Here is an 18858-nt window from a genome sequence, read left to right as displayed (position 1 = left end):
ATGCGCTCCTGATCTGAAACGGCCCCGACGGCGGGGTGGAGGTCACGCTAGCAGGGGCTGTAACCGTTTACATGACGCGTCGCAATACTGAACAGGCGTGTCGTCCAGGCTGAAACGGCACGGGCACCCGCAGGTGCCCGTGATGGTGCGTCACACAGCCATGTCAGGCGCGCGGCGAGAGCAGGTCGGAAAGGCCGATCGTCCTGTACATCTCGGTGCGCATCCGGTCGGCTACACCATTGACCACTTCGGCGCCGTCCTGCGACGGATCCACATGCACGCGGAACGGGCGCTTGCCATGCGGCAGGCCGACCACACGCACGATCTCGCGCGCGACCTGCTCGGGGTCGGCATCGGCCGGCTCCAGGCTGGCCAGGCCCTGCAGTGCCTGCTGGGCAACGCCGGCATACGGACCGTTCTCGTATTCGGCGGCGATGTCGGCATCCTCCGGCGTGCCCGAATGCGCGAAATGATTGGTGCCCTGGGTGAACGCGCCCGGCACCATGATCGTGGTCTCGATGCCCCAGCGCGCCAGTTCGGTTGAGTAGGCCACCGCCAACGCATCCATCGCGGCCTTCGCAGCGAAGTAGGGCGCGAGAAATGGCGGTGTGCCCCCGCGGGTGGAGGACGATCCGACCCACAGCAGCAGACCCCTGCCGCGCCCGCGCATGAAGGGCAGCGCAGCACGGTTGACCCGCTGCGTACCCAGCACGTTGACGTCGTACTGTTGCATCAGTTGCTCAGGCGTGAACGCCTCGGCCGGTCCAAACACCATGTGCCCGGCGTTGTGGATGATCACATCGAGCGTGCCCGCCTCGGCGAGTACCTGTGCAATGGCAGCGTTGCTGGAAGCCTCGGACTGCACGTCCAGTTCAACGGTGCGCAGGTCGGCGCGCTGCTGGGCGGCCCACGCGGCGATCTCGGCAACGCGTGCGGCATTGCGTCCGCCGATGTCGCGCATCGAGGCGTAGACGGTGTGACCGGCCTGGGCCAGGGCTTTGGCGCTCATCAGGCCGAAGCCGGAGGACGCGCCGGTGACAAGGATGGTGTGCGGCATGGGAATCTCCAGGTTGAAAAGGGGGCGGCGAGGGAGAAGGACAACTAGGGGGTGAGAGGGCGCGTGCTGTCGCGCAGGCGGCGGTAGAGCACGCGACCGGCATCCAGGTGGGGGGTGAAATCGAAGCCCTGGGCCAGCATCGCGTCCATGTCCTGCGCGGGAATCTGCATGACGTAGCTGTGGTCGTTGGCGACCAGTTCGAACGCCTCCGGGCCGAGCGACGCAGCGCTGAACCATTTGCCGGCATCGGCATGTCCGCTGCGCAGTACCTGGCCGCGGTAATGCAGTTCCCAGCCGCCATCCAGCAATACCCAGACGTCATCGCGGCCCTCGGCGGTAACGTTGCCGAGGATGGGGGCGCCGGCGCTCACCTCCCATTCCCGCGAATGGTCGATCACGTGGCGCAGCTGCGCGGTGGTCAACGCGGTGAAGAACGGGGTGTTGCGAAGCAGGTGCAGATAGGTGATGGACGGCTTCATGGCGGGGTGTGGCGAGGGCGTGCGCGCTTCGCACGACGCCGTCATGACGGTCGCGCAGAGCAGGGGCAGCAGCACGGCCAGGTGGCGGGGCGACATCCGGGCGACCTCAGGCCACGCCGCCGTTGGCGCGCAGGATCTGGCCATTGACCCAGCCGCCGTCCGGCCCGGCGAGGAAGGCAACCACGCCGGCGATATCGTCCGGCTGGCCGAGGCGTTCCAACGGCGGCATCCGCGCGAAGGTGTTGATCTGCTCTTCGGTCTTGCCGTCGAGGAACAGTGCGGTCGCGACCGGGCCCGGGGCCACCGCGTTGACGGTGATCGCGCGGCCGCGCAGCTCCTTGGCGAACACGTGGGTGAACGCTTCCACCGCGGCCTTGGTGCCGTTGTAGATCGCATAGCCCGGCAGATTCAGGGCCAGCGTGGTGCTGGACAGATTGATGATGCGGCCGCCGTCGTTGAGGCGCGTTGCCGCTTCGCGCAGGGTGTTGAACACGCCCTGGGTGTTGATCGCGAAGTTCTGCAGATACAGCGCGTCGCTGGTCTGCGCCAGCGGGGCGGTCTTGAGGATGCCGGCGTTGTTGACCAGCACATCGATGCGGCCCAGCTGCTGTTCAACCGTGGTGAACATCGCGCCGACCTGATCGGCCTGGGAGACATCGGCCTGGATCGCGATGGCGGACGCACCGCCGCGGGTCAACTCGGCGACGAGCGCATCGGCCTCGGCGGTGTTGGAGGCGTAGTTGAGGGCGACGGCGAAGCCATCGGCAGCCAGGCGCCGGGCGATGGCGGCGCCTATGCCGCGGGAGGCGCCGGTGATCAGGGCGACGCGGGAGGAGGTGGACATGGTGGGGCTTCCTTCAGTGGTGGGCACGGAAGGAAGGATGGATCATTCGGCGGCAGGGATAATCCTGCTAAAGTTGCGATCACAATTCCAATTGCTTTAATAATGGGTGGGTCATGGACCGCTTCCAGGAGATGCAGGTGTTCGTCCGGATCGCCGAACGCCAGAGCTTCACCCTGGCGGCCGAGGATCTGCAGATTCCGCGCGCCACGGTGACCAACCTGATCAAGCGGCTGGAGCAGCGCATCGGCGTGCGCCTGCTGGAACGGACCACTCGTCAGGTGCGCATGACCCATGACGGCGAGGCTTACTACCATCGCTGCGTGCGGTTGCTGACCGATCTGGAAGAAACCGAAAGCGCCTTCCGCGATGCCCCGCCCAAGGGGCTGCTGCGGGTCAATCTGCAGGGCACGCTGGCCCGGTACGTGGTGATGCCGGCCATGGGCGAATTCCTTGCACGCTATCCCGGCATCACCCTGCACGTGGGCGAGGACGACCGCTTGGTGGACTTGGTCCGCGAGGGCGTGGACTGCGTGCTGCGCGCGGGCGTTCTGCAGGATTCGTCGTTGATCGGCCGGCAGGTCGCGCTGCTGGAGCAGGTCACCGTGGCCAGCCCCGCGTATCTGGCGCGCGAGGGTGTGCCGACCCGCCTGGACGATCTCGCGCAGCACTACGCGGTTGATTACGGCCCCGGCGGCGCGCACTCGGCCGGCTTAGATTTCCTGCTTGATGGCGACGTGGTGGAGCGGCAGCTGCAGTCGCGCATCTCGGTGACGGGCGCTGACCTGTACACCGGCGCGGCGCTCTCGGGGCTGGGCTTGATCCAGGTGCCGCGCTATCGCATTGCGCAGGCGCTTGCCGAGGATCAGCTGCGCATCGTGCTCGCGGATCACCCGCCACCGCCGATGCCGGTGTCCGTGCTGTATCCGCAGAACCGGCAACTGTCCGCCCGCGTGCGGGTGTTCGCGCAATGGCTGGCCGCGTTGTTCGAACGCGCTGCGGGCACCGCAGCATCCCCCTGACAGCAGATCGTCATGCCACCGCCGCCGCGAACTATTCGCGCAGCCAGCATCGGTCGGAGGAGGCGACAACGCCCTGTCACGCGTTGTCGCTTTCGTGATGCACTGCGCTGGGCGGTACGGGACCGGTCTGCGATAGTCGAGATATATCTATTACGCGCGTTGGATTGATGCTCCATCCACAAGAGTTGTCCGCGGCGCAGATCAGCGAGGTGCTGGCCGAGGTGTTCGGTGTGCGTGCCAGCACGGTGCTGCAGCGCGCAGGTGGGGCCGATGCAGGCGCGACGGTGTACCAGGTGGCGGGCCCGGACGGCGCGCGCTGGTGGCTCAAGTGCCGCCGCTATGCCGTGGACCCGGTCGTGTGGGAGGTGCTGCACCACCTGCGCGACCGCGTCGGCCTGCGCGAAGTGATCGCACCGCTGCCCACGCGCGATGGGGCGGCGGCAGCGAGCTGGGCGGGTTTGCAGTGGACCCTGTTCCCGTATGTCGACGCGTTCTCCGGTTTCGAGGAGGCGCTCTCGCGTGCGCATTGGCAGCGGCTCGGGCGCGTCCTGCGCCAGGTTCACGACGTGCCGCTGCCGGCCGAGCTGTCCGATCGCCTGCGTTGCCCTGGCTTCGACGACGACACCGCCGTGGAGCGGGTGGGCGCGTGGCTGCAGCGGGCCGACGCACGGATACCGGTGCGCGATGCACTGGGTGAGGAGTACCTGGCGCTGTGGTGCCGCCACCGCCAGCGTATCGAGGCGATCTGGCAGCGCTGCCGCGAGCTGCGTGCGCGTATCGGTGAGGGACGCACTTCCCGCGTGCTGTGCCACGCTGATCTGCACGCGGGCAATGTGCTGGTCGGGCCGGAGGACGGTGTCTATCTGATCGACTGGGACGAGATGGTGCTGGCGCCGCGCGAACGCGATCTGATGTTCGTCGGCGCCGGCATCGGTGGTCGTTGGGGGCGCGAGCAGCCGCCGGGATTCGCGGAAGGCTACGGGCCGGTCACGGTGGATCCGCTGCGGGTTGCCTACCACCGCCACTGGCGGATCCTGCAGGACCTGCAGGAGTTCCATGATCTGCTGCTCGAACCCGGCGCCACCGCGCGCCCACCTGCACAGCGACGCCAGGCGCTGCGCTACATGGCCGAGCAGTTCGCGCCCGGCAACGTGGCCGATTGTGCGACCCGTGCGTGGCAGGCCGCGCAGGGCTGAGGCTGCAGCCCAGTGAATGTTCGTACGCGGGCTGCCGCGGATCTGACCGCACCCGTCGCGTGCTGACCGAGCCGACCTCCTATCGCTCCCGCGCATCACCCCATGCGCGGGTCTATTCCCCCGGCTTGGCGGCCGCCGTGACTGCCTGCGACTTCGCCCGGCGTGCCAGTACCGCTTCGCGGTGGGCGATGTAGGCATTCGCGCCGAGGATGATGCCGGCGCCGATCACGGTCCAGCGGTCCAGCGTTTCGTTGAACAGCAGCCAGCCCAGCAGGCTCACCAGCGGCAGCTGCATGAAGCTGATCGGGGTCAGCGCGGAGACCTCGCCCAGACGCAGCGCACGGGTCCACAGCAGCTGGCCCAGCGTACCGAGTACGCCGGTCGCGACCAGCCAGACCCACGCCAGGCCGGTCGGCCAGACCCACACGAACAGCGCGGGCACCAGTGACAGCGGCACCCAGAAGACATAGGTGTAGAACACCACCGTATCGGCGCTGTCCACGCGGGTGAGCTGCTTGATCTGGATCGCCACCAGCGAGCTCAGTACCGCGGCGCCCACGGCCACCAGGGTGCCGGGGGTGAAGGTGGTCGAGCCCGGGCGCACGATGATCAGCACGCCGATGAAGCCGATGATCACCGCCGCCCAGCGGCGCATGCGCACGGTCTCCCCCAGCCACAGCACCGCGGCGATGGTGACGAACAGCGGCGTGGAGTAGGAGAGCGAGATCGCCTGGGAGATCGGCAGGTGCCCGATCGCCCAGAACGCGCACAGCATCGAGGCCAGCCCGATCGCACTGCGCAGGAAGTAGCGCGGCAGCTGCTGGGTCTTCAGCGGTGCGCTGCCCGGGCGGATCAGCATCGGCAGCAGCGCCAGCAGGCCGAAGGCGTTGCGGAAGAACGCCACTTCCTGGGTCGGCACGTAGCGGGTGGCGTAGCGGATCGCGATCGCCATCAGGCCAAAGGCCAAGGTACTGCCGAGCATCAGCAGGGCGGCCCGCAGCGGCGTGGCCACCGGTAACGCGGGGGCGGGGTTCACCACTGTGCGCCGATCAGCCTGGGCTCCGGTTCGATCGGCACGCCGAACTTCTCCACGACCGAGGCGGAGATCCGCCGCGCCAGTGCGAGCAGTTCTTCACCGGTGGCCTGGCCATGGTTGACCAGCACCAGTGCATGGCTCGGCGCCACGCCGGCATCGCCATCGCGGTAGCCCTTCCAGCCGCAGCTCTCGATCATCCAGGCTGCGGAAATCTTGCGGCGGCTGTCGTCGTCGGCCGGGAACACCGGCAGCTCGGGGAAGTGCTGCAGCAGCACCTCCACCTGTTCCAGCGGCAGGATCGGGTTCTTGAAGAAGCTGCCCGCATTGCCGAGCACGTCCGGATCGGGCAGCTTGCGGCGGCGGATGTTGATCACCGCGTTGGCCACATCGGCGGCCACCGGCAGTTCCACGCCCATCGCCTCCATTTCCTCGGCGATCCCGGCATAGCCCAGGCGCAGGCCATGCAGCAGCGGCAGACGCAGTTCGATCGCGGTGATCAGGTAACGGTCCGGGTCGTGCTTGAAGATGCTGTCGCGGTAAGCGAACTGGCAGCCTTCCGCATCAAGGCGCACCCAGTCGTTTTCGTGTCGGTCCCAGGCATCCACGGCCTGGATGAACTCGCCGACCTGCGCGCCATAGGCGCCGATGTTCTGGATCGGCGAGGCGCCGGCGGTGCCCGGGATCAAGGCCAGGTTCTCCAGCCCGGACAGCCCGTTCTGCAACGACCACATGACCAGCCCATGCCAGTTCACGCCGGCACCGGCGCGCACGATGGTGTGGTCGGCGCGGTGCTCCAGAATCTCGATGCCGCGGTTGGCGAACACCAGTACGGTGCCTTCCACGTTGTCGGCGATCAATACATTGCTGCCGCTGCCCAGCACCAGCAGCGGTTGTTCGGCGACGCGCGGGAGGGCAAGTACCTCCGGCAGCACGGAAGGATCGAACACCTCCAGCAGCTGCGCAGCGGTGGCGTCGACGTGGAACGTGTTGAGCGCCTTCAGCGAGGCGTTTTCAGTGATGGCCCAGGCAGTCATGGCGTCGTTCACAGCGGTGCCACCGCGCCGCGGCTGGGCGCCTCTCTGCGGCGGCGGATCGCTTCCACGCACTCGTGCACCAGTTCCGGACCACGGAAGATCAGGCCGCTGTAGCATTGCACCAGCGCGGCGCCGGCCGCCATTTTGGCGACCGCATCCGCGCCGGATTGAATACCGCCGACGCCAATGAGCGGCATCGACTCGGGCAGGCGCGCACGCAGGCGGCGCAGCACCAGGGTGGACTGGCCCAGCAACGGCGCGCCGGACAAGCCGCCGGCTTCATTAGCACGCGGGTCACCGGCCACCGCACTGCGGTCGATGGTGGTGTTGGTGGCGATCACGCCGTCCACCTTGAGCTCACCGAGCACGCGCGCTGCGGCGTCAATATCGCGGTCGCTCAGGTCCGGGGCCACCTTGACCAGCATCGGCACGCGCTTGCCGTGCTTGGCGGCCAGGCTTTCCTGGCTCTCGCGCAGCTGCGAAATCAGCTGGCGCAGGGCGGTCTCTTCCTGCAGCTCGCGCAGGCCGGCCGTGTTCGGCGAGGAGATGTTGACGGTGATGTAGTCAGCCAGCGGATACACCTTTTGCAGGCAGTGCTGGTAATCGTCGAACGCCTGTTCGTTCGGGGTGTCCTTGTTCTTGCCGATGTTGATGCCGAGCAGGCCGGTGCGGCGCTTGGCGCGCTCGACATTGCGCACCAGCGCATCCACGCCCAGGTTGTTGAAGCCCATGCGGTTGATGATGGCCTGGTGCTCCGGCAGCCGGAACAGGCGCGGTTTCGGGTTGCCGGCCTGCGGGCGCGGGGTGATCGTGCCGATCTCCACGAAGCCGAAGCCCAGGGCCAGCAGCGCATCGATGTGCTCGCCGTTCTTGTCCAGGCCGGCAGCCAGGCCCACCGGATTCGGGAAACTCACTCCGAACGCGTTGGTCGGCAGCGGGTCGATGCGGCGGCCCATCAGCGGCGTGGTGCCGGTGCGATAGGCCAGGTCCAGCGCGCTCAGACCAAGGCCGTGGGCGCGTTCTGCATCAAGGGCGAACAGGAAGGGGCGGGCAAACGAGTACATGGCGTTCAATCAGTCCAGCGTGCCGACAAAGGCACGGGTTTGGTATTCAAAAGCGATCTGGCCGTCCACCGCATGGGCGTCGAACAGCTGTTGCAGCGCGGCCAGCATCGGCGCGTGGCGCGGGTGACCGGCCTGCGGTGCATACGAAGAGGAGAGCAGGCGGCCACGCAGGCCATCCAGGTCCATGCGCTGCACGTTCGGCAGCCGGGCCATGCCGCGCAGGCCCTCGCCGAACCACGCACGCATGGTGTCATCGTCCTGGTAGCGCTCGGCCACCTCGGTGTAGTCGGTGCCGAACTCGAGCAGCAGTTGCTCATAGCCGATCAGGAACGGGGAGGCATCGAGCAGGCGCGAATTCCAGAACACCAGCGCCATGCCTTCGGGCTGCAGGATGCGCGCCCATTCGCGGCGCACTGCAGTGGTATCGAACCAGTGGAAGGCCTGCGCTGCGGCGACCAGACCCACGCTGTTGTCGGCCAGGCCGGTCGCTTCGGCGGTGCCGTCGGCCACCTTCAGGCGCAGATAATCCGGCGCCAGCAGATGCTCGGCCGCCTCGCGCATCGCCGCATTCGGCTCCACTGCGATGACCGGGTGGCCGGCGGCCAGGAACAGTCGGGTGGAAATGCCGGTGCCGGCGCCGATATCGGCGACCAGGGTCTCGGTGGGAACACCGATGTCCTGGTGCAGCCAGTCCAGCAACGCCGGGGGATAGTCGGGACGGTAGCGGACGTAGTCGACAACCCGACTGCTGAAGCGTTCGGTCGAATCCGAGCGGCTCATGTGCACCTCACGATTGGGTAGCGGCAAACCAGGCCAGTCCGCCGAAGAACAACAGCACCACCACCAGGGCAAGCAGGCTGCCGATCACGATGATCCAGCCCAGGATCAGGCCGGCCAAGGCCATGCCGTCGCCTTCCAGCTCCAGCGGGCGGCGCCGGATCTCCGCGCGGGCCAGGTGCCCGGTGATGATCGCTGCGATGCTGCCGATGAAGGGCAGGGCGGTCCAGCCGAGGATGCCCATGATCAGGCTGACCACGGCCATGGCACTGGTTTGTCGGGGCGGAAGGCTCATGCAGGTCCTGGTCGCGGTGGGGTGGTTCGATGATAGGGCCAGCGGCGGGTTTATCCCATCAGGACCTGGCCACCATCCACATTCAAGGTATGCCCGGTGATCCAGCCCGCCAGCGGCGAGCACAGGAACAGCGCGGCGTTGGCGATGGCCGCCGGCTCGCCGAAGCGGCCAAACGGGATCTTCGCCAGGGTGTTTCGATACAGCTCCGGGTCCTGCTCGCGCCGACGCGCCCACAGCCCATCCTCGAACTCGATCGAGCCGGGGGCGATGGCGTTCACGCGGATCCGCTGTGGCGCCAGGGCCAGGGCCTGCGAAGTGGTGTAGTGCATCAGCGCGGCCTTGGCCGCCGCATACGGCGCGCCACCCGGGCGCGGCTGCTGGGCAGCGATCGAGGCCAGGTTGAGAATGCAGGCATCACTGGACTGCTGCAGCCAAGGCAGCGCCAGCCGCGAGGCACGCACGGCCGCCATCAGGTCGACGTTCAAGCTGGCTTCCCAGCCCGCCTCATCGTCGGTCATGCCGTAGCCGGTCGCGTTGTTGACCAGCACGTCGACGCCGCCCAAGGCCTGAGCAGCATCGGCCAGCCAGCGGCCGATGTCGCCCAGCTGGGAGAGGTCGGCCGTGGCCGTATGCACGGCCAGGCCGAGCGCGCCGGCATCCGCACGCAGCGCGGCCAGACCGGCCTCACCGCGTGCGCAGACCGAAACGCGGGCGCCTGCCGATGCAAACGCCAGCGCCATCGCGCGCCCGATGCCCTTGCTGCCACCGGCAATCAGCACCCGGCGCCCGGTGAACTCCAGGCGTGGGCCGGCGGGCAGGTGGGGCGCGGGGTCCATCACAGGTCGAACTTGATGCCTTGGGCCAGCGGCAGCGAATCGGAGTAGTTGATGGTGTTGGTCTGGCGGCGCATATAGACCTTCCAGGCATCCGAGCCGGACTCACGGCCACCGCCGGTGTCCTTCTCGCCACCGAACGCACCGCCGATCTCCGCACCGGAGGTGCCGATGTTGACGTTGGCGATGCCACAGTCCGAACCGGCTGCCGAGAGGAAGCGCTCGGCGGTCTTCAGGTTGGTGGTGAAGATCGAGGACGACAGGCCCTGCGGCACGCCGTTCTGCATGTCGATCGCTTCGTCCAGCGTGCTGTACTTCATCACGTACAGGATCGGGGCGAAGGTCTCGTGCTGGACGACCTCATCGCTGTTCTTCAGGCCGGTCACGATGGCCGGCAGCACGAAGTTGCCGGCGCGGTCGAGGCGGGTGCCACCGGTCTGCACGGTGCCGCCGCTGGCCTTGGCCTTCTCGATCGAGGCCAGGAACTGCTGCACGGCGCCGTCGCTGTTGAGCGGGCCCATCAGGTTGGCCGGGTCGGTCGGATCGCCGATCTTGCCTTCCACCTGCTTGTACGCCTTGATCAGCGTGGCCAGCACGTCGTCATGGATGGATTCGTGCACGATCAGGCGGCGCGTGGTGGTGCAGCGCTGGCCGGCGGTACCGACCGCGCCGAAGACGATGCCCGGGACCGCCAGCTTCAGGTCGGCGGTTTCATCCAGGATGATCGCGTTGTTGCCACCCAACTCCAGCAGGCAGCGGCCGAGGCGATGCGCGACCTTCTCGGCGACCTGACGGCCGACCTGGGTCGAGCCGGTGAAGCTGATCAGCGGCACGCGCTTGTCGGCCACCATCTTCTGCGACAGTTCGGTGCCGGCATCGTTGATCAGGAAGAACAAGTCCGGGAACCCACCGTCACGCAGCGCTTCATTGCAGATGCGCATGGAGGCGATCGCGGTCAGCGGCGTCTTGTTGGACGGCTTCCACAGGCAGATGTCGCCGCAGATCGTGGCCAGGAACGAGTTCCAGGCCCACACCGCGACCGGGAAGTTGAACGCACTGATGATGCCGACCAGGCCGAGCGGCTGGTACTGCTCGTACATGCGGTGGCCCGGGCGCTCGGAATGCATCGTGTAGCCATAGAGCATGCGACTCTGGCCCACGGCGAAATCGGCGATGTCGATCATCTCCTGCACTTCGCCATCGCCCTCGGGCTTGCTCTTGCCCATCTCCAGCGCGACCAGCGAGCCCAAGGCATCCTTGTTGGCGCGCAGGGCTTCGCCACACAGGCGCACGGCTTCGCCACGGCGCGGGGCCGGGGTGGTGCGCCAGACCTTGAAGGCTTCCTGGGCGCGGGCCACGATGGTTTCGTAGTCGGCGTCGGTGGTCGCGTAGACCTCGGCGATGGCTTCGCCGGTGGTCGGGTTCACCGGGGTGATCACACCGGCATCGGTGGCCGAGGACCATTCGCCGTTGCCAAGGTAGGTGCCAGCGTTGGTCGCGTCGAGGCCGAGGGCCTTGAGCAGGTCAGAGGACATGCAAACTCCTGTTGCGTTGCGTTTGTAAGGCGCTGGCCGCTGGCAGGGTGGGGGGCGGCAAGCTGAACCCCGAATGGTAACAGAGGGGGGCAATGCCTTATCTGGCGGTGCAGCGCAAGGATCGGCAGACGCCCATGGCGGCAGGAACCCGCGCGGCCGGCGATGGCGCCAAAGCATTCGATGCTGGTGACCCCGGCCCGATTCGAACGGGCGACCTTCCCCTTAGGAGGGGGACGCTCTATCCAGCTGAGCTACGGGGCCAAAACGGCCTGCAAGGATACAGGCAAACAGGCCCCCCTGCAGCCGGGCGTGCATCCACACGCGTGTTGCCCGCTCAGACGAGGCGGGCGTTGGGGGTTCTCATCCTCCGGTGGCCGCAGCGTTCTGCGGCAGCGGAGGGTACGCCGGCTACGGTGCTTTTGGGCGCTCGTAATCCTGGGGTCTGGCAGTGTGTTCCGCCTCCGGCATGTCCTTGTCCTTCCAGCGGGCGTCATCGTTCCTCAGCGTGTCCGGCGTGTGGCTTTTCTGCTGGTCATCTTCTTTGGTAGCCGGTGCTCGCGGTGCAGTGGTCATGACATCTCCTCGTTGATCAGCGATCCAGCGTCTGTTTGCCGGCCGTACCGTGCTGGCCGAAGTCTGGCTGGGTAATGCCGTCGTCCTCGCGCACGCCGTCCGGCTCACCTTCACCGGCTTTGCCTCCCTTGCCGTGGCCGTGCTGGTTGTAGCCCTCGTTCTCGGTCTTCAGGTGCTCCGCATCCGGATCTTTCGCGTCCTTGTCGTCCTTAGGCGGCTTGGCCGCCACGAACGGAGAGATCGGGTCACTGGCCGGGAAGGTCTCTTCCAGCGCTTCGTCGTGGTTCTCCGAGGTGCGCTGCTTGTCGACCGTGCCTTCGGCCGGTGGGCAGGTGTGCGTGGCGTGGGCGTCTTCGGTGGAGGCGGGCGGGGTCTTGTCGTGCTGCATGGCGTGTCTCCTGCGCGAACGGGTAGGGCGGTGATGCCTCGACGCTAGCCCTGGCGCTGTTACGAAGCGGCAGGGATCCCGTGAAGGGCGGGTGCTCCCACCGGCTTCACTTCGGACTTCCTATCGTCCAGACCTCGCCACACAGAGGCTGCCGCGATGCATGAGATGTTCGAGCTGGGAATGGAATGGTGGGAGTTCGTGGTCCGCGCGGTTGCGGTATATGTGGTGGTCCTGCTGCTGACCCGTATGAGCGGCAAGCGCTCGATGGGGCAGTCCACGCCGTTCGACATCCTGGTGATCGTGCTGCTGGGCACGGCGGTGCAGAACTCGCTGATCGGTGAGGACACTTCGCTGCCCGGCGGGCTCATCCTGGCCGCGACGCTGATCGGTCTGAACTGGTTCGTCGGCTTTCTGGGTGCGCGCAGCAAGCGCCTCAACGAGATCGTGGAGGGCGTGCCGGTGGTGCTGGCGCGGCACGGTACGATCTACTGGGAGCAGGTGAAGCGCTGCAATGTCAGCCCGGCGGATCTGGAAGTGGCGATGCGCGCCAACGGCTGCGAGGGCTTCGGGCAGGTGGAGCTGGCGGTGCTGGAAACCTCCGGCGAGATCACGGTGCACAAGCGCCGCGCCGAAGGCGATGACTGAGCGGGAGCGTTCGCCGGTCACTCTCGCCCTCGCTGGATGTTGACGGTGTACCGCGTAGCGTCGTGCGCAGTCCCACAACAGGAACACGCGCGATGCACATGCCACTGGACAGTGAAACGACGGCCCGATGCGATGAGGTGATCGCCCAGGTGCCGGACCCGACCCCGGAACCCGTGCCGCCCGCGCCGCCAGTGGAAGAACCGGGCCGTGGTGATCCGCCTGCGCAGGAGCCGCCGCAGGAGATCCCACCGGAGGGCGACCCGGCACCTGCATCGCCGCCGCAGGAACTGCCGCCGGATCCGGAGGCGCCTTCGGCGCCCTCGGTGGAGTAGGCGAACCACGCATGAGGCGCTGGCCGCGCCCGCAGAATGAATGATTCAGTCCACATGCCCTGCGAAGCGCATGCGCTCCAGCCTCTGCAGTGCGACGCGTTCACCCGGATAGACACGCCGCACACGTTGCGGTCACGACGCTGCCACGCCGTACCACGTACCACAGAGGTACTTGGACACGGAGTTTGCTATGCGCGCACTGACTTACCACGGCAGCAAGGATGTACGGGTCGATACCGTGCCCGATCCCGCACTCGCTGCCCCGGACGACATCATCCTGCGCGTCACCGCCACCGCGATCTGCGGCTCGGACCTGCATCTGTACCGCGGCAAGATCCCGGATCTGCACACCGGTGACGTGCTCGGCCATGAGTTCATGGGCGTGGTGGAGGAGGTGGGCGCTGGCGTGATGGATCTGCGCCCGGGCGACCGCGTGGTGATCCCGTTCGTGATCGCGTGCGGCGAATGCTTCCACTGTCGCCTGGCCGAGTTTGCTGCCTGCGAGACCACCAATACCGGCAAGGGCGCCGCCGTGAACCAGAAGGGCATCCGCCCGCCGGCGGCGCTGTTCGGGTACAGCCATCTCTATGGCGGTGTATCGGGTGGGCAAGCGGAGTTCGTGCGTGTGCCGAAGGCCAATGTCGGGCCGTTGCGCATTCCCGATGCGCTCGCCGATGAGCAGGTGCTGTTCCTCTCCGACATCCTGCCGACCGGCTACCAGGCGGCGATCAACGCAGGGGTGAAGCCGGGCTCCACGGTGGCGATCTTCGGTGCCGGCCCGGTCGGGCTGATGAGTGCGGCATGTTGCCGCCTGCTGGGCGCGGAGACCATCTTCATGGTCGACCATCTGCCGTATCGCCTGGCCTTCGCGCAGCAGACCTACGGCGTGACCCCGATCGATTTCACCCAGGTGGAGGATCCGGCGGAATACATCATCACCCAGACCAACGGCCGCGGCGTGGATGCCACGATCGAAGCGGTCGGCTTCGAGGCGGAGGGCAGTGCGCTGGAATCGGCGCTGACCACGCTCAAAGTGGAAGGCAGCAGCGGCGTGGCGATCCGCCAGTGCATCGCCGCGACCCGTCGCGGCGGCACGGTGAGCATCCCGGGGGTGTATGCCGGTTTCATCCACGGCTTCCTGCTCGGCGATGCGTTCGACAAGGGCCTGACCTTCAAGATGGGCCAGACCCACGTGCAGAAGCTGATGCCCGAACTGCTCGACCATATCGGCGAAGGCCGGCTGGATCCGGGCGTGATCGTGACGCACCGGCTGTCGCTGGAAGACGCGGTGCGTGGCTACGAGATCTTCGACCGCAAAGAGGAGGATTGCCGCAAGGTGATCCTGACGCCCTGACATGAATGCCGTGGCTTCTCTTGTACCGCCGGCGGCACCGCAGCCGGTGACCGATGGCGATGACCTGCAGGCGCAGGCGCGTGCGTGGATCGAACATCAACCCTCGTTGTCGCGCCCCGGCAGTGGGGACACGTTGCTGCGCTGGCAGGCGTTGGCGCATATCGCCGCGCGCGATCTCTGCCTGGCCAAGGTGCTGGAAGCGCATTACGACGCGCAGGCGATCCTGGAGGAACTGGGCGCCTCGGTGCCGGACCGCGATCGGTTGGGCGCCGTATGGGCGGCCGAAGGGCCGGCGGCGACCCTGCGCTTTGATCGGGCCAGCGGCACGCTGTCCGGTAACAAGCCATGGTGCTCTGGTGCCGGCTGGGTGGACCATGCCCTGGTGACGGTGCGCGATGACGGGCGCTCGCGGCTGTTCCTGGTGCCGGTGCGCCGCGCCAGCGTGAGTTTCCTGCCACAGACGTGGCAGGCCACGGGCATGGGGCGGGTGCCGAGCGGGACCGCCCGTTTCGACCAGGTGCCGGCCGTCGAGGTTGGCGCGGCGGACGCCTATCTGCAGCGTCCGGGGTTCTGGCATGGCGGTGCAGGCATCGCGGCGTGCTGGTTCGGCGGCGCGAGCGCGTTGGCTGAGCCCTTGCTGCATAGCGTGCGGGCCGATGAACCGGGCACGACGGCCGGCCTGCTCGGTGAGATCGACCTGGCGTTGTCGCCGTGCGCCTCGCTGTTGCGTGAGCTGGCCGCGTTGATCGATGCGCAGCCCGAGCTGCCGCATCAGCGGGAGATCGTGCGGGCGCGCAGCGCGGTGGAGCGCGCCGCCTCCCTCACGCTGGATCGGGTGGGCAGGGCGCTGGGGCCTGGTCCGATGTGCATGGACCCGGCGCACGCCCGGCGCTGGGCCGACCTGACGGTGTTCATCCGGCAGAGTCATGCCGACCGCGACTGGCAGCATCTTGGCAACCTGATGCACCGCGAGGGCCGCACGTGGACGCTGTGAATCGTCAGATCGAAGGCGGCGGCGTGACCGAAGCGCAGTGGGCGGCATCGCCGTGGTTGCAGGCGCTGCCGCTGGCGTCCCTTGCGGCGCTGTTCGGCGATGCGCGGCGGCTGGTGGTGGTGTCGCCGCATCCGGACGATGAAGTGTTGGCATGCGGCGGCCTGATGGCGCTTGCGCACCACGCCGGCTTGGCCATCACGGTGATCTCGGTGACGGACGGCGAAGCCTGCTATCCCGATCAACCTGCGTGGTCGCCCGAGCGGCTGCGCGTGGCCCGTGCCGCTGAGCTGGACGACGCGCTGCACTGCCTGGGCTTGGCGAGTGCAGCGCGGATCGCCTGGCACATCGGCGATGGCGCGGTGACGGCCAACGAGGCATGGATCGGCGAGCAGCTGGCGGCCCTGCTGCAGCCGGATGATCTGGTGTTGGCACCGTGGCGCTTGGATGGGCATCCGGACCATGAAGCGGTCGCGCGTGCCTGCGTGCAGGCCTGCACCGCGCGCGGCGCCGCGTTGAAGGAATACCCGGTGTGGGGCTGGCATTGGCTGGACCCGCAGGCGGCACCGACGGCCTGGGCGCCCGCCACGCGCTATGCGCTGGAGGACGACCTGCTGGGCTGCAAGCGCGATGCCATCCAGCAATTCGTGACCCAGACCGGCGCGGTGCCGGGGCTCGAGTGCGAGCCCATCCTGCCTGCCGCTGTGCTGCAGCGGTTTGAACGGAACTACGAGGTATTGATTGGATGAGCGATGTCGCCTACTTCAACGCGCTGTACGAGAACGAGGATCCCTTCCAGTACCGCACCCGCTGGTACGAACAGCGCAAGCGCGCGCTCACCCTTGCAAGCCTGCCGCGCGAGCGCTTTGGCCGTGGCTGGGAGCTGGGCTGCTCCAACGGGGTGCTGACCGCGGCCTTGGCCGAGCGCTGCGATCACCTGCTCGCCACCGATCTGAGCGAAGGCGCTGTCGTCGCGGCGCAGGCGATGACCCGGCGCCACGCGCACGTTTCCATCGAGCAGGCGCGCCATCCTCAGGACTGGCCAGCAGGCACGTTCGATCTGATCGTGCTCGGTGAAATGGGCTACTACCTCTCACAAGACGACATGCGTCAGGTGGCGGCGCAGGTGGTTCAATCGCTCACGCCGCAGGGCGTGGTGATCGCCTGCCATTGGCGCGTGCCGTTCGAGCAGGCGCGTTGCAGCGCCGCGTTCGTGCACGCGCAGTTTGATGACAGCCTGCCCCGCCTGTTCTCGTATCGTGACGAGGACATGCTGCTGGAAGGCTGGTCGGCCGAGACCACCTCGGTGGCCGAACACGAGGGCCTGCGATGATTGCCGTGACCGTTCCCGCGCACAACGAGGAACAATTGATCGCGGCCTGCCTGCAGTCGCTGCAGGTGGCCGCGTTGCATCCCGCGCTGCGTGGCGAGCCGGTGGTGATCGTGGTCGCCCTTGATCGCTGCAGTGACGCGACCGAGTGGATCTGCCAGCGCATGGGGGTGGAGGTGGTGACTGTGGAGGCGGGCTGTGTCGGCGTCGCGCGCGCGGCGGCGAGTGAGCGCGCGTTGGCACTGGGGGCTCGCTGGATCGGCTGCACCGACGCGGACAGCGCGGTGCCGCCGGACTGGCTGGCGCGCCAGCTGCAATGCGGTGCGAATGCCTTCTGTGGCGTGGTGGCGGTGGGCGATTGGCTGGACTACCCGCAGGCCGTGCGCGAGCAGTTCCTGCAGCGCGAGCATGCGGTGGATGGGCACCCGCACGTACACGGCGCGAACATGGGCTTCAGCGCGTTGGCCTACCGGCAAGCCGGCGGCTTCGCGCCGCTGGCAACCGGTGAGGACGTTGCGCTGATCCAGGCCATGTACGGCGCTGGCATGCAGGTGGCGCGGCTGGCCAGCCCCCGGGTGATCACCAGCGCACGCCGGCACGCGCGTGCACCGCACGGGTTCAGTGACTTCCTGCGCCGCCTGGAACAGCGCGTTGGCTTGGCGGCAGATGAGGTGGTGAGCGACGTGCCGCCGCTGTCACTGCTGGCGCGCTGATGGCCCCCATCGATCTGCTCGGCTGGGCGGCGACCGCCGTGCTGATCGCCACGCTGTGGCGGCAGATCTGGAAGCAGTGGACGGCCGAGGATGCGCAGGCGGTATCGACGTGGTTGTTCGTTGGCCAGATCACTGCCTCGGTATTGTTCATTGCGTACAGCGCGGCGACCGGATCGATCGTTTTCGTGGTGACCAATTCGCTGATTCTGCTCACGGCGGTCACCGGGCAATGGCTGTCCTGGGTCAAGCGCAGACGGGCGGGGAAGTAACACGTATTTCGCGCCTCGACGACGCGCCGTGCACATCTGCCGCGCAGTGCGTTGAGCTCTCTGAACACTCGCATTTCAGTGTCACGCCGACTTCATGGCCAATGCGGAAAAGTCGACTCACCCCGACAACAACACACGGGCCAAACCGGACCAACAGGAGTACATCGCAGTGAATACCGAATCGAAGACCGCGCATAACTTGAACGACCTGATCGAAATCGCCCGCGATGGCCAGGAGTTCTACACCGAGGCCGCAGGCAAGGTCGAAGATGCCGAGTTGGCGGCGCTCTTCACCCGTATCGCCGGTGTCAAGAATGAGATCGTCCGCTCGCTGAGCGCCACCGTTGTCGCCGCTGGCGGCAAGCCGGCCGACCATGGCACCTTCGTCGGTTCCATGCAGCAGTTCTACGGCAAGGTGCGCGCCACCCTGGGCGACAAGCAGTACGGCTACGTGGCCGAGCTGGAAGAATCCGAGGATCGCCTGCTGAAGGCGTTCAAGGACACCCTGACCGACGCCGACACCTCGCCGGCCGCGCGCCAGGAAGTCCAGCGTCTGCTGCCGCAGGTGCAGGAGTGCCATGCCGTCATGCGCGACCGCAAGCACGCCATGAAGCACTGAGTTCCAGTCGCTTCCTGAAGCGGTATCCAGACAGCCCCGGCACTGCCGGGGCTGTCTGTTTGTGTCCGGCAGGCGCGGTGGCGGCCAAGGTCCAGACGGCGCCGAACGGTAGTGGGGGAATTGGTGCATACTCGGGACAAAGAGCCGCTTGGATTTGTCATGGAACACATGCGTTGGCTGACGCTTCGTCTCAGCAACAATCAATCCATCGGCCCGAAGGTGCTGATGGACCTGTGGGCCAACGCGTGCGAGACCAATCAGTCCTCGGTGACCCGCGAAACGCTGCCCGGGAAATCGACCTCCTACGCCCTGCACGCGCCGACCTCGCTGGCCTACCCCAAGCGCGCGGAGCTGCGCATGCGCAAGCTGCTGGAAGAGGCTGGATACACGTTCACGCTCGGCTCGCTGGCCGACCGCCCGGCACCGCAGCCGGTGCGCTTCCGCTGACGCCGTTCACCGGCGGCGCATTCATTCA

General features: G+C 67.4%; 24 protein-coding genes and 1 tRNA gene. 12 read left to right on the top strand and 13 right to left on the bottom strand.

The window, feature by feature from the left end; all coding sequences use genetic code 11:
• Positions 1–163: 163 nt before the first annotated feature.
• From QMX81_RS04160 to QMX81_RS04150, 3 genes are read right to left on the bottom strand one after another with little or no spacing between them, the layout of a single operon-like run.
• The gene (locus QMX81_RS04160) at positions 164–1057 is read right to left on the bottom strand and encodes an SDR family oxidoreductase (RefSeq protein WP_121036618.1); all 894 of its coding nucleotides are present in this window, start codon (positions 1055–1057) and stop codon (positions 164–166) included.
• Between the two features lie 44 nt (positions 1058–1101).
• Positions 1102–1632 (bottom strand): hypothetical protein, encoded by a 531-nt coding sequence (locus tag QMX81_RS04155; protein ID WP_220668885.1) that lies wholly within the window; start codon positions 1630–1632, stop codon positions 1102–1104.
• Positions 1633–1642: 10 nt separating this feature from the next.
• On the bottom strand, positions 1643–2380 hold the full coding sequence (locus QMX81_RS04150; RefSeq protein WP_121036619.1) for an SDR family oxidoreductase: 738 nt from the start codon (positions 2378–2380) through the stop codon (positions 1643–1645).
• A gap of 113 nt (positions 2381–2493) precedes the next feature.
• On the opposite strand from QMX81_RS04150, the gene QMX81_RS04145 reads away from it, so the two are divergent.
• Together QMX81_RS04145 and QMX81_RS04140 are read left to right on the top strand one after the other, a co-directional pair.
• Complete coding sequence (locus QMX81_RS04145) at positions 2494–3399, top strand: LysR family transcriptional regulator (RefSeq protein WP_121036620.1); 906 nt, start codon at positions 2494–2496, stop codon at positions 3397–3399.
• Between the two features lie 167 nt (positions 3400–3566).
• Positions 3567–4595 (top strand): aminoglycoside phosphotransferase family protein, encoded by a 1029-nt coding sequence (locus QMX81_RS04140; RefSeq protein ID WP_282258931.1) that lies wholly within the window; start codon positions 3567–3569, stop codon positions 4593–4595.
• Between the two features lie 112 nt (positions 4596–4707).
• Here QMX81_RS04140 and QMX81_RS04135 read toward each other — a convergent pair whose 3' ends face one another.
• The 10 genes from QMX81_RS04135 to QMX81_RS04090 form a co-directional block, all read right to left on the bottom strand.
• On the bottom strand, positions 4708–5595 hold the full coding sequence (locus QMX81_RS04135) for a DMT family transporter (protein ID WP_282258972.1): 888 nt from the start codon (positions 5593–5595) through the stop codon (positions 4708–4710).
• 32 nt (positions 5596–5627) lie between these two features.
• Positions 5628–6665, bottom strand: coding sequence for a UDP-N-acetylmuramate dehydrogenase (murB, locus tag QMX81_RS04130; RefSeq protein WP_282258929.1), 1038 nt, complete (start codon positions 6663–6665; stop codon positions 5628–5630).
• Positions 6666–6673: 8 nt separating this feature from the next.
• A complete protein-coding gene (locus tag QMX81_RS04125; RefSeq protein ID WP_121036622.1) occupies positions 6674–7729 on the bottom strand; it encodes a quinone-dependent dihydroorotate dehydrogenase in 1056 nt (351 codons plus the stop codon).
• Between the two features lie 9 nt (positions 7730–7738).
• A complete protein-coding gene (locus QMX81_RS04120; RefSeq protein WP_282258925.1) occupies positions 7739–8509 on the bottom strand; it encodes a class I SAM-dependent methyltransferase in 771 nt (256 codons plus the stop codon).
• Between the two features lie 7 nt (positions 8510–8516).
• Positions 8517–8801, bottom strand: coding sequence for a DUF4190 domain-containing protein (locus QMX81_RS04115; RefSeq protein ID WP_121036624.1), 285 nt, complete (start codon positions 8799–8801; stop codon positions 8517–8519).
• 50 nt (positions 8802–8851) lie between these two features.
• Complete coding sequence (locus tag QMX81_RS04110) at positions 8852–9637, bottom strand: SDR family oxidoreductase (protein ID WP_282258916.1); 786 nt, start codon at positions 9635–9637, stop codon at positions 8852–8854.
• On the bottom strand, positions 9637–11169 hold the full coding sequence (locus QMX81_RS04105) for an aldehyde dehydrogenase family protein (protein WP_282258914.1): 1533 nt from the start codon (positions 11167–11169) through the stop codon (positions 9637–9639). The genes QMX81_RS04110 and QMX81_RS04105 overlap by 1 nt, the downstream gene beginning before the upstream one ends.
• 184 nt (positions 11170–11353) lie before the next feature.
• Positions 11354–11430, bottom strand: a tRNA-Arg gene (locus tag QMX81_RS04100).
• Positions 11431–11577: 147 nt separating this feature from the next.
• Entirely contained in the window at positions 11578–11742 is a 165-nt protein-coding gene (locus tag QMX81_RS04095; RefSeq protein ID WP_183073613.1) for a hypothetical protein, read from the bottom strand.
• A gap of 16 nt (positions 11743–11758) precedes the next feature.
• Positions 11759–12130: a hypothetical protein gene (locus QMX81_RS04090; RefSeq protein ID WP_282258974.1), complete on the bottom strand. Its 372-nt coding sequence runs from the start codon at positions 12128–12130 to the stop codon at positions 11759–11761.
• 156 nt (positions 12131–12286) lie between these two features.
• Between QMX81_RS04090 and QMX81_RS04085 the strand changes: the two genes are divergently transcribed.
• From QMX81_RS04085 to QMX81_RS04040, 10 genes are all read left to right on the top strand, one after another.
• The gene (locus tag QMX81_RS04085) at positions 12287–12775 is read left to right on the top strand and encodes a YetF domain-containing protein (RefSeq protein ID WP_121036628.1); all 489 of its coding nucleotides are present in this window, start codon (positions 12287–12289) and stop codon (positions 12773–12775) included.
• Between the two features lie 92 nt (positions 12776–12867).
• Positions 12868–13107, top strand: a complete 240-nt coding sequence (locus QMX81_RS04080; RefSeq protein ID WP_121036629.1) for a hypothetical protein — start codon at positions 12868–12870, stop codon at positions 13105–13107.
• Positions 13108–13297: 190 nt separating this feature from the next.
• Entirely contained in the window at positions 13298–14461 is a 1164-nt protein-coding gene (locus tag QMX81_RS04075) for a zinc-dependent alcohol dehydrogenase (RefSeq protein WP_019183026.1), read from the top strand.
• A 1-nt stretch (position 14462) separates the two neighbouring features.
• The gene (locus QMX81_RS04070; RefSeq protein WP_282258907.1) at positions 14463–15455 is read left to right on the top strand and encodes an acyl-CoA dehydrogenase; all 993 of its coding nucleotides are present in this window, start codon (positions 14463–14465) and stop codon (positions 15453–15455) included.
• Entirely contained in the window at positions 15452–16201 is a 750-nt protein-coding gene (locus QMX81_RS04065; protein WP_282258905.1) for a PIG-L family deacetylase, read from the top strand. Before QMX81_RS04070 ends, QMX81_RS04065 begins: the two co-directional genes overlap by 4 nt.
• Entirely contained in the window at positions 16189–16785 is a 597-nt protein-coding gene (locus QMX81_RS04060) for a class I SAM-dependent methyltransferase (RefSeq protein ID WP_193222725.1), read from the top strand. The genes QMX81_RS04065 and QMX81_RS04060 overlap by 13 nt, the downstream gene beginning before the upstream one ends.
• Positions 16782–17495: a glycosyltransferase gene (locus QMX81_RS04055; protein WP_152150638.1), complete on the top strand. Its 714-nt coding sequence runs from the start codon at positions 16782–16784 to the stop codon at positions 17493–17495. The genes QMX81_RS04060 and QMX81_RS04055 overlap by 4 nt, the downstream gene beginning before the upstream one ends.
• Entirely contained in the window at positions 17495–17764 is a 270-nt protein-coding gene (locus QMX81_RS04050) for a PQ-loop domain-containing transporter (protein WP_282258900.1), read from the top strand. Before QMX81_RS04055 ends, QMX81_RS04050 begins: the two co-directional genes overlap by 1 nt.
• A 169-nt stretch (positions 17765–17933) precedes the next feature.
• The gene (locus QMX81_RS04045) at positions 17934–18383 is read left to right on the top strand and encodes a PA2169 family four-helix-bundle protein (protein WP_019183020.1); all 450 of its coding nucleotides are present in this window, start codon (positions 17934–17936) and stop codon (positions 18381–18383) included.
• A 159-nt stretch (positions 18384–18542) separates the two neighbouring features.
• Complete coding sequence (locus tag QMX81_RS04040) at positions 18543–18830, top strand: hypothetical protein (RefSeq protein WP_046272599.1); 288 nt, start codon at positions 18543–18545, stop codon at positions 18828–18830.
• Positions 18831–18858: the final 28 nt, after the last annotated feature.

Origin of the sequence: Stenotrophomonas sp. PS02301 (assembly GCF_029959485.1) — a bacterium.
GTDB classification, from domain to species: Bacteria; Pseudomonadota; Gammaproteobacteria; order Xanthomonadales; family Xanthomonadaceae; genus Stenotrophomonas; species Stenotrophomonas maltophilia_Z.
The sequence above is the reverse complement of the archived record's forward strand: the minus strand, read 5'-3'. Positions and strand labels throughout refer to the sequence as shown.

Excerpts from the sequence above, each read along its gene's own strand:
- QMX81_RS04090 (WP_282258974.1), bottom strand. The coding sequence starts at position 12,130 with ATGCAGCACGACAAGACCCCGCCCGCCTCCACCGAAGACGCCCACGCC.
- QMX81_RS04160 (WP_121036618.1), bottom strand. The coding sequence starts at position 1,057 with ATGCCGCACACCATCCTTGTCACCGGCGCGTCCTCCGGCTTCGGCCTG.
- QMX81_RS04095 (WP_183073613.1), bottom strand. The coding sequence starts at position 11,742 with ATGACCACTGCACCGCGAGCACCGGCTACCAAAGAAGATGACCAGCAG.
- QMX81_RS04055 (WP_152150638.1), top strand. The coding sequence starts at position 16,782 with ATGATTGCCGTGACCGTTCCCGCGCACAACGAGGAACAATTGATCGCG.
- QMX81_RS04115 (WP_121036624.1), bottom strand. The coding sequence starts at position 8,801 with ATGAGCCTTCCGCCCCGACAAACCAGTGCCATGGCCGTGGTCAGCCTG.
- QMX81_RS04085 (WP_121036628.1), top strand. The coding sequence starts at position 12,287 with ATGCATGAGATGTTCGAGCTGGGAATGGAATGGTGGGAGTTCGTGGTC.
- QMX81_RS04040 (WP_046272599.1), top strand. The coding sequence starts at position 18,543 with ATGGAACACATGCGTTGGCTGACGCTTCGTCTCAGCAACAATCAATCC.
- QMX81_RS04155 (WP_220668885.1), bottom strand. The coding sequence starts at position 1,632 with ATGTCGCCCCGCCACCTGGCCGTGCTGCTGCCCCTGCTCTGCGCGACC.
- QMX81_RS04070 (WP_282258907.1), top strand. The coding sequence starts at position 14,463 with ATGAATGCCGTGGCTTCTCTTGTACCGCCGGCGGCACCGCAGCCGGTG.
- QMX81_RS04120 (WP_282258925.1), bottom strand. The coding sequence starts at position 8,509 with ATGAGCCGCTCGGATTCGACCGAACGCTTCAGCAGTCGGGTTGTCGAC.
- QMX81_RS04125 (WP_121036622.1), bottom strand. The coding sequence starts at position 7,729 with ATGTACTCGTTTGCCCGCCCCTTCCTGTTCGCCCTTGATGCAGAACGC.
- QMX81_RS04145 (WP_121036620.1), top strand. The coding sequence starts at position 2,494 with ATGGACCGCTTCCAGGAGATGCAGGTGTTCGTCCGGATCGCCGAACGC.
- QMX81_RS04050 (WP_282258900.1), top strand. The coding sequence starts at position 17,495 with ATGGCCCCCATCGATCTGCTCGGCTGGGCGGCGACCGCCGTGCTGATC.
- QMX81_RS04105 (WP_282258914.1), bottom strand. The coding sequence starts at position 11,169 with ATGTCCTCTGACCTGCTCAAGGCCCTCGGCCTCGACGCGACCAACGCT.
- QMX81_RS04110 (WP_282258916.1), bottom strand. The coding sequence starts at position 9,637 with ATGGACCCCGCGCCCCACCTGCCCGCCGGCCCACGCCTGGAGTTCACC.
- QMX81_RS04140 (WP_282258931.1), top strand. The coding sequence starts at position 3,567 with ATGCTCCATCCACAAGAGTTGTCCGCGGCGCAGATCAGCGAGGTGCTG.
- QMX81_RS04075 (WP_019183026.1), top strand. The coding sequence starts at position 13,298 with ATGCGCGCACTGACTTACCACGGCAGCAAGGATGTACGGGTCGATACC.
- QMX81_RS04080 (WP_121036629.1), top strand. The coding sequence starts at position 12,868 with ATGCACATGCCACTGGACAGTGAAACGACGGCCCGATGCGATGAGGTG.
- QMX81_RS04150 (WP_121036619.1), bottom strand. The coding sequence starts at position 2,380 with ATGTCCACCTCCTCCCGCGTCGCCCTGATCACCGGCGCCTCCCGCGGC.
- murB (WP_282258929.1), bottom strand. The coding sequence starts at position 6,665 with ATGACTGCCTGGGCCATCACTGAAAACGCCTCGCTGAAGGCGCTCAAC.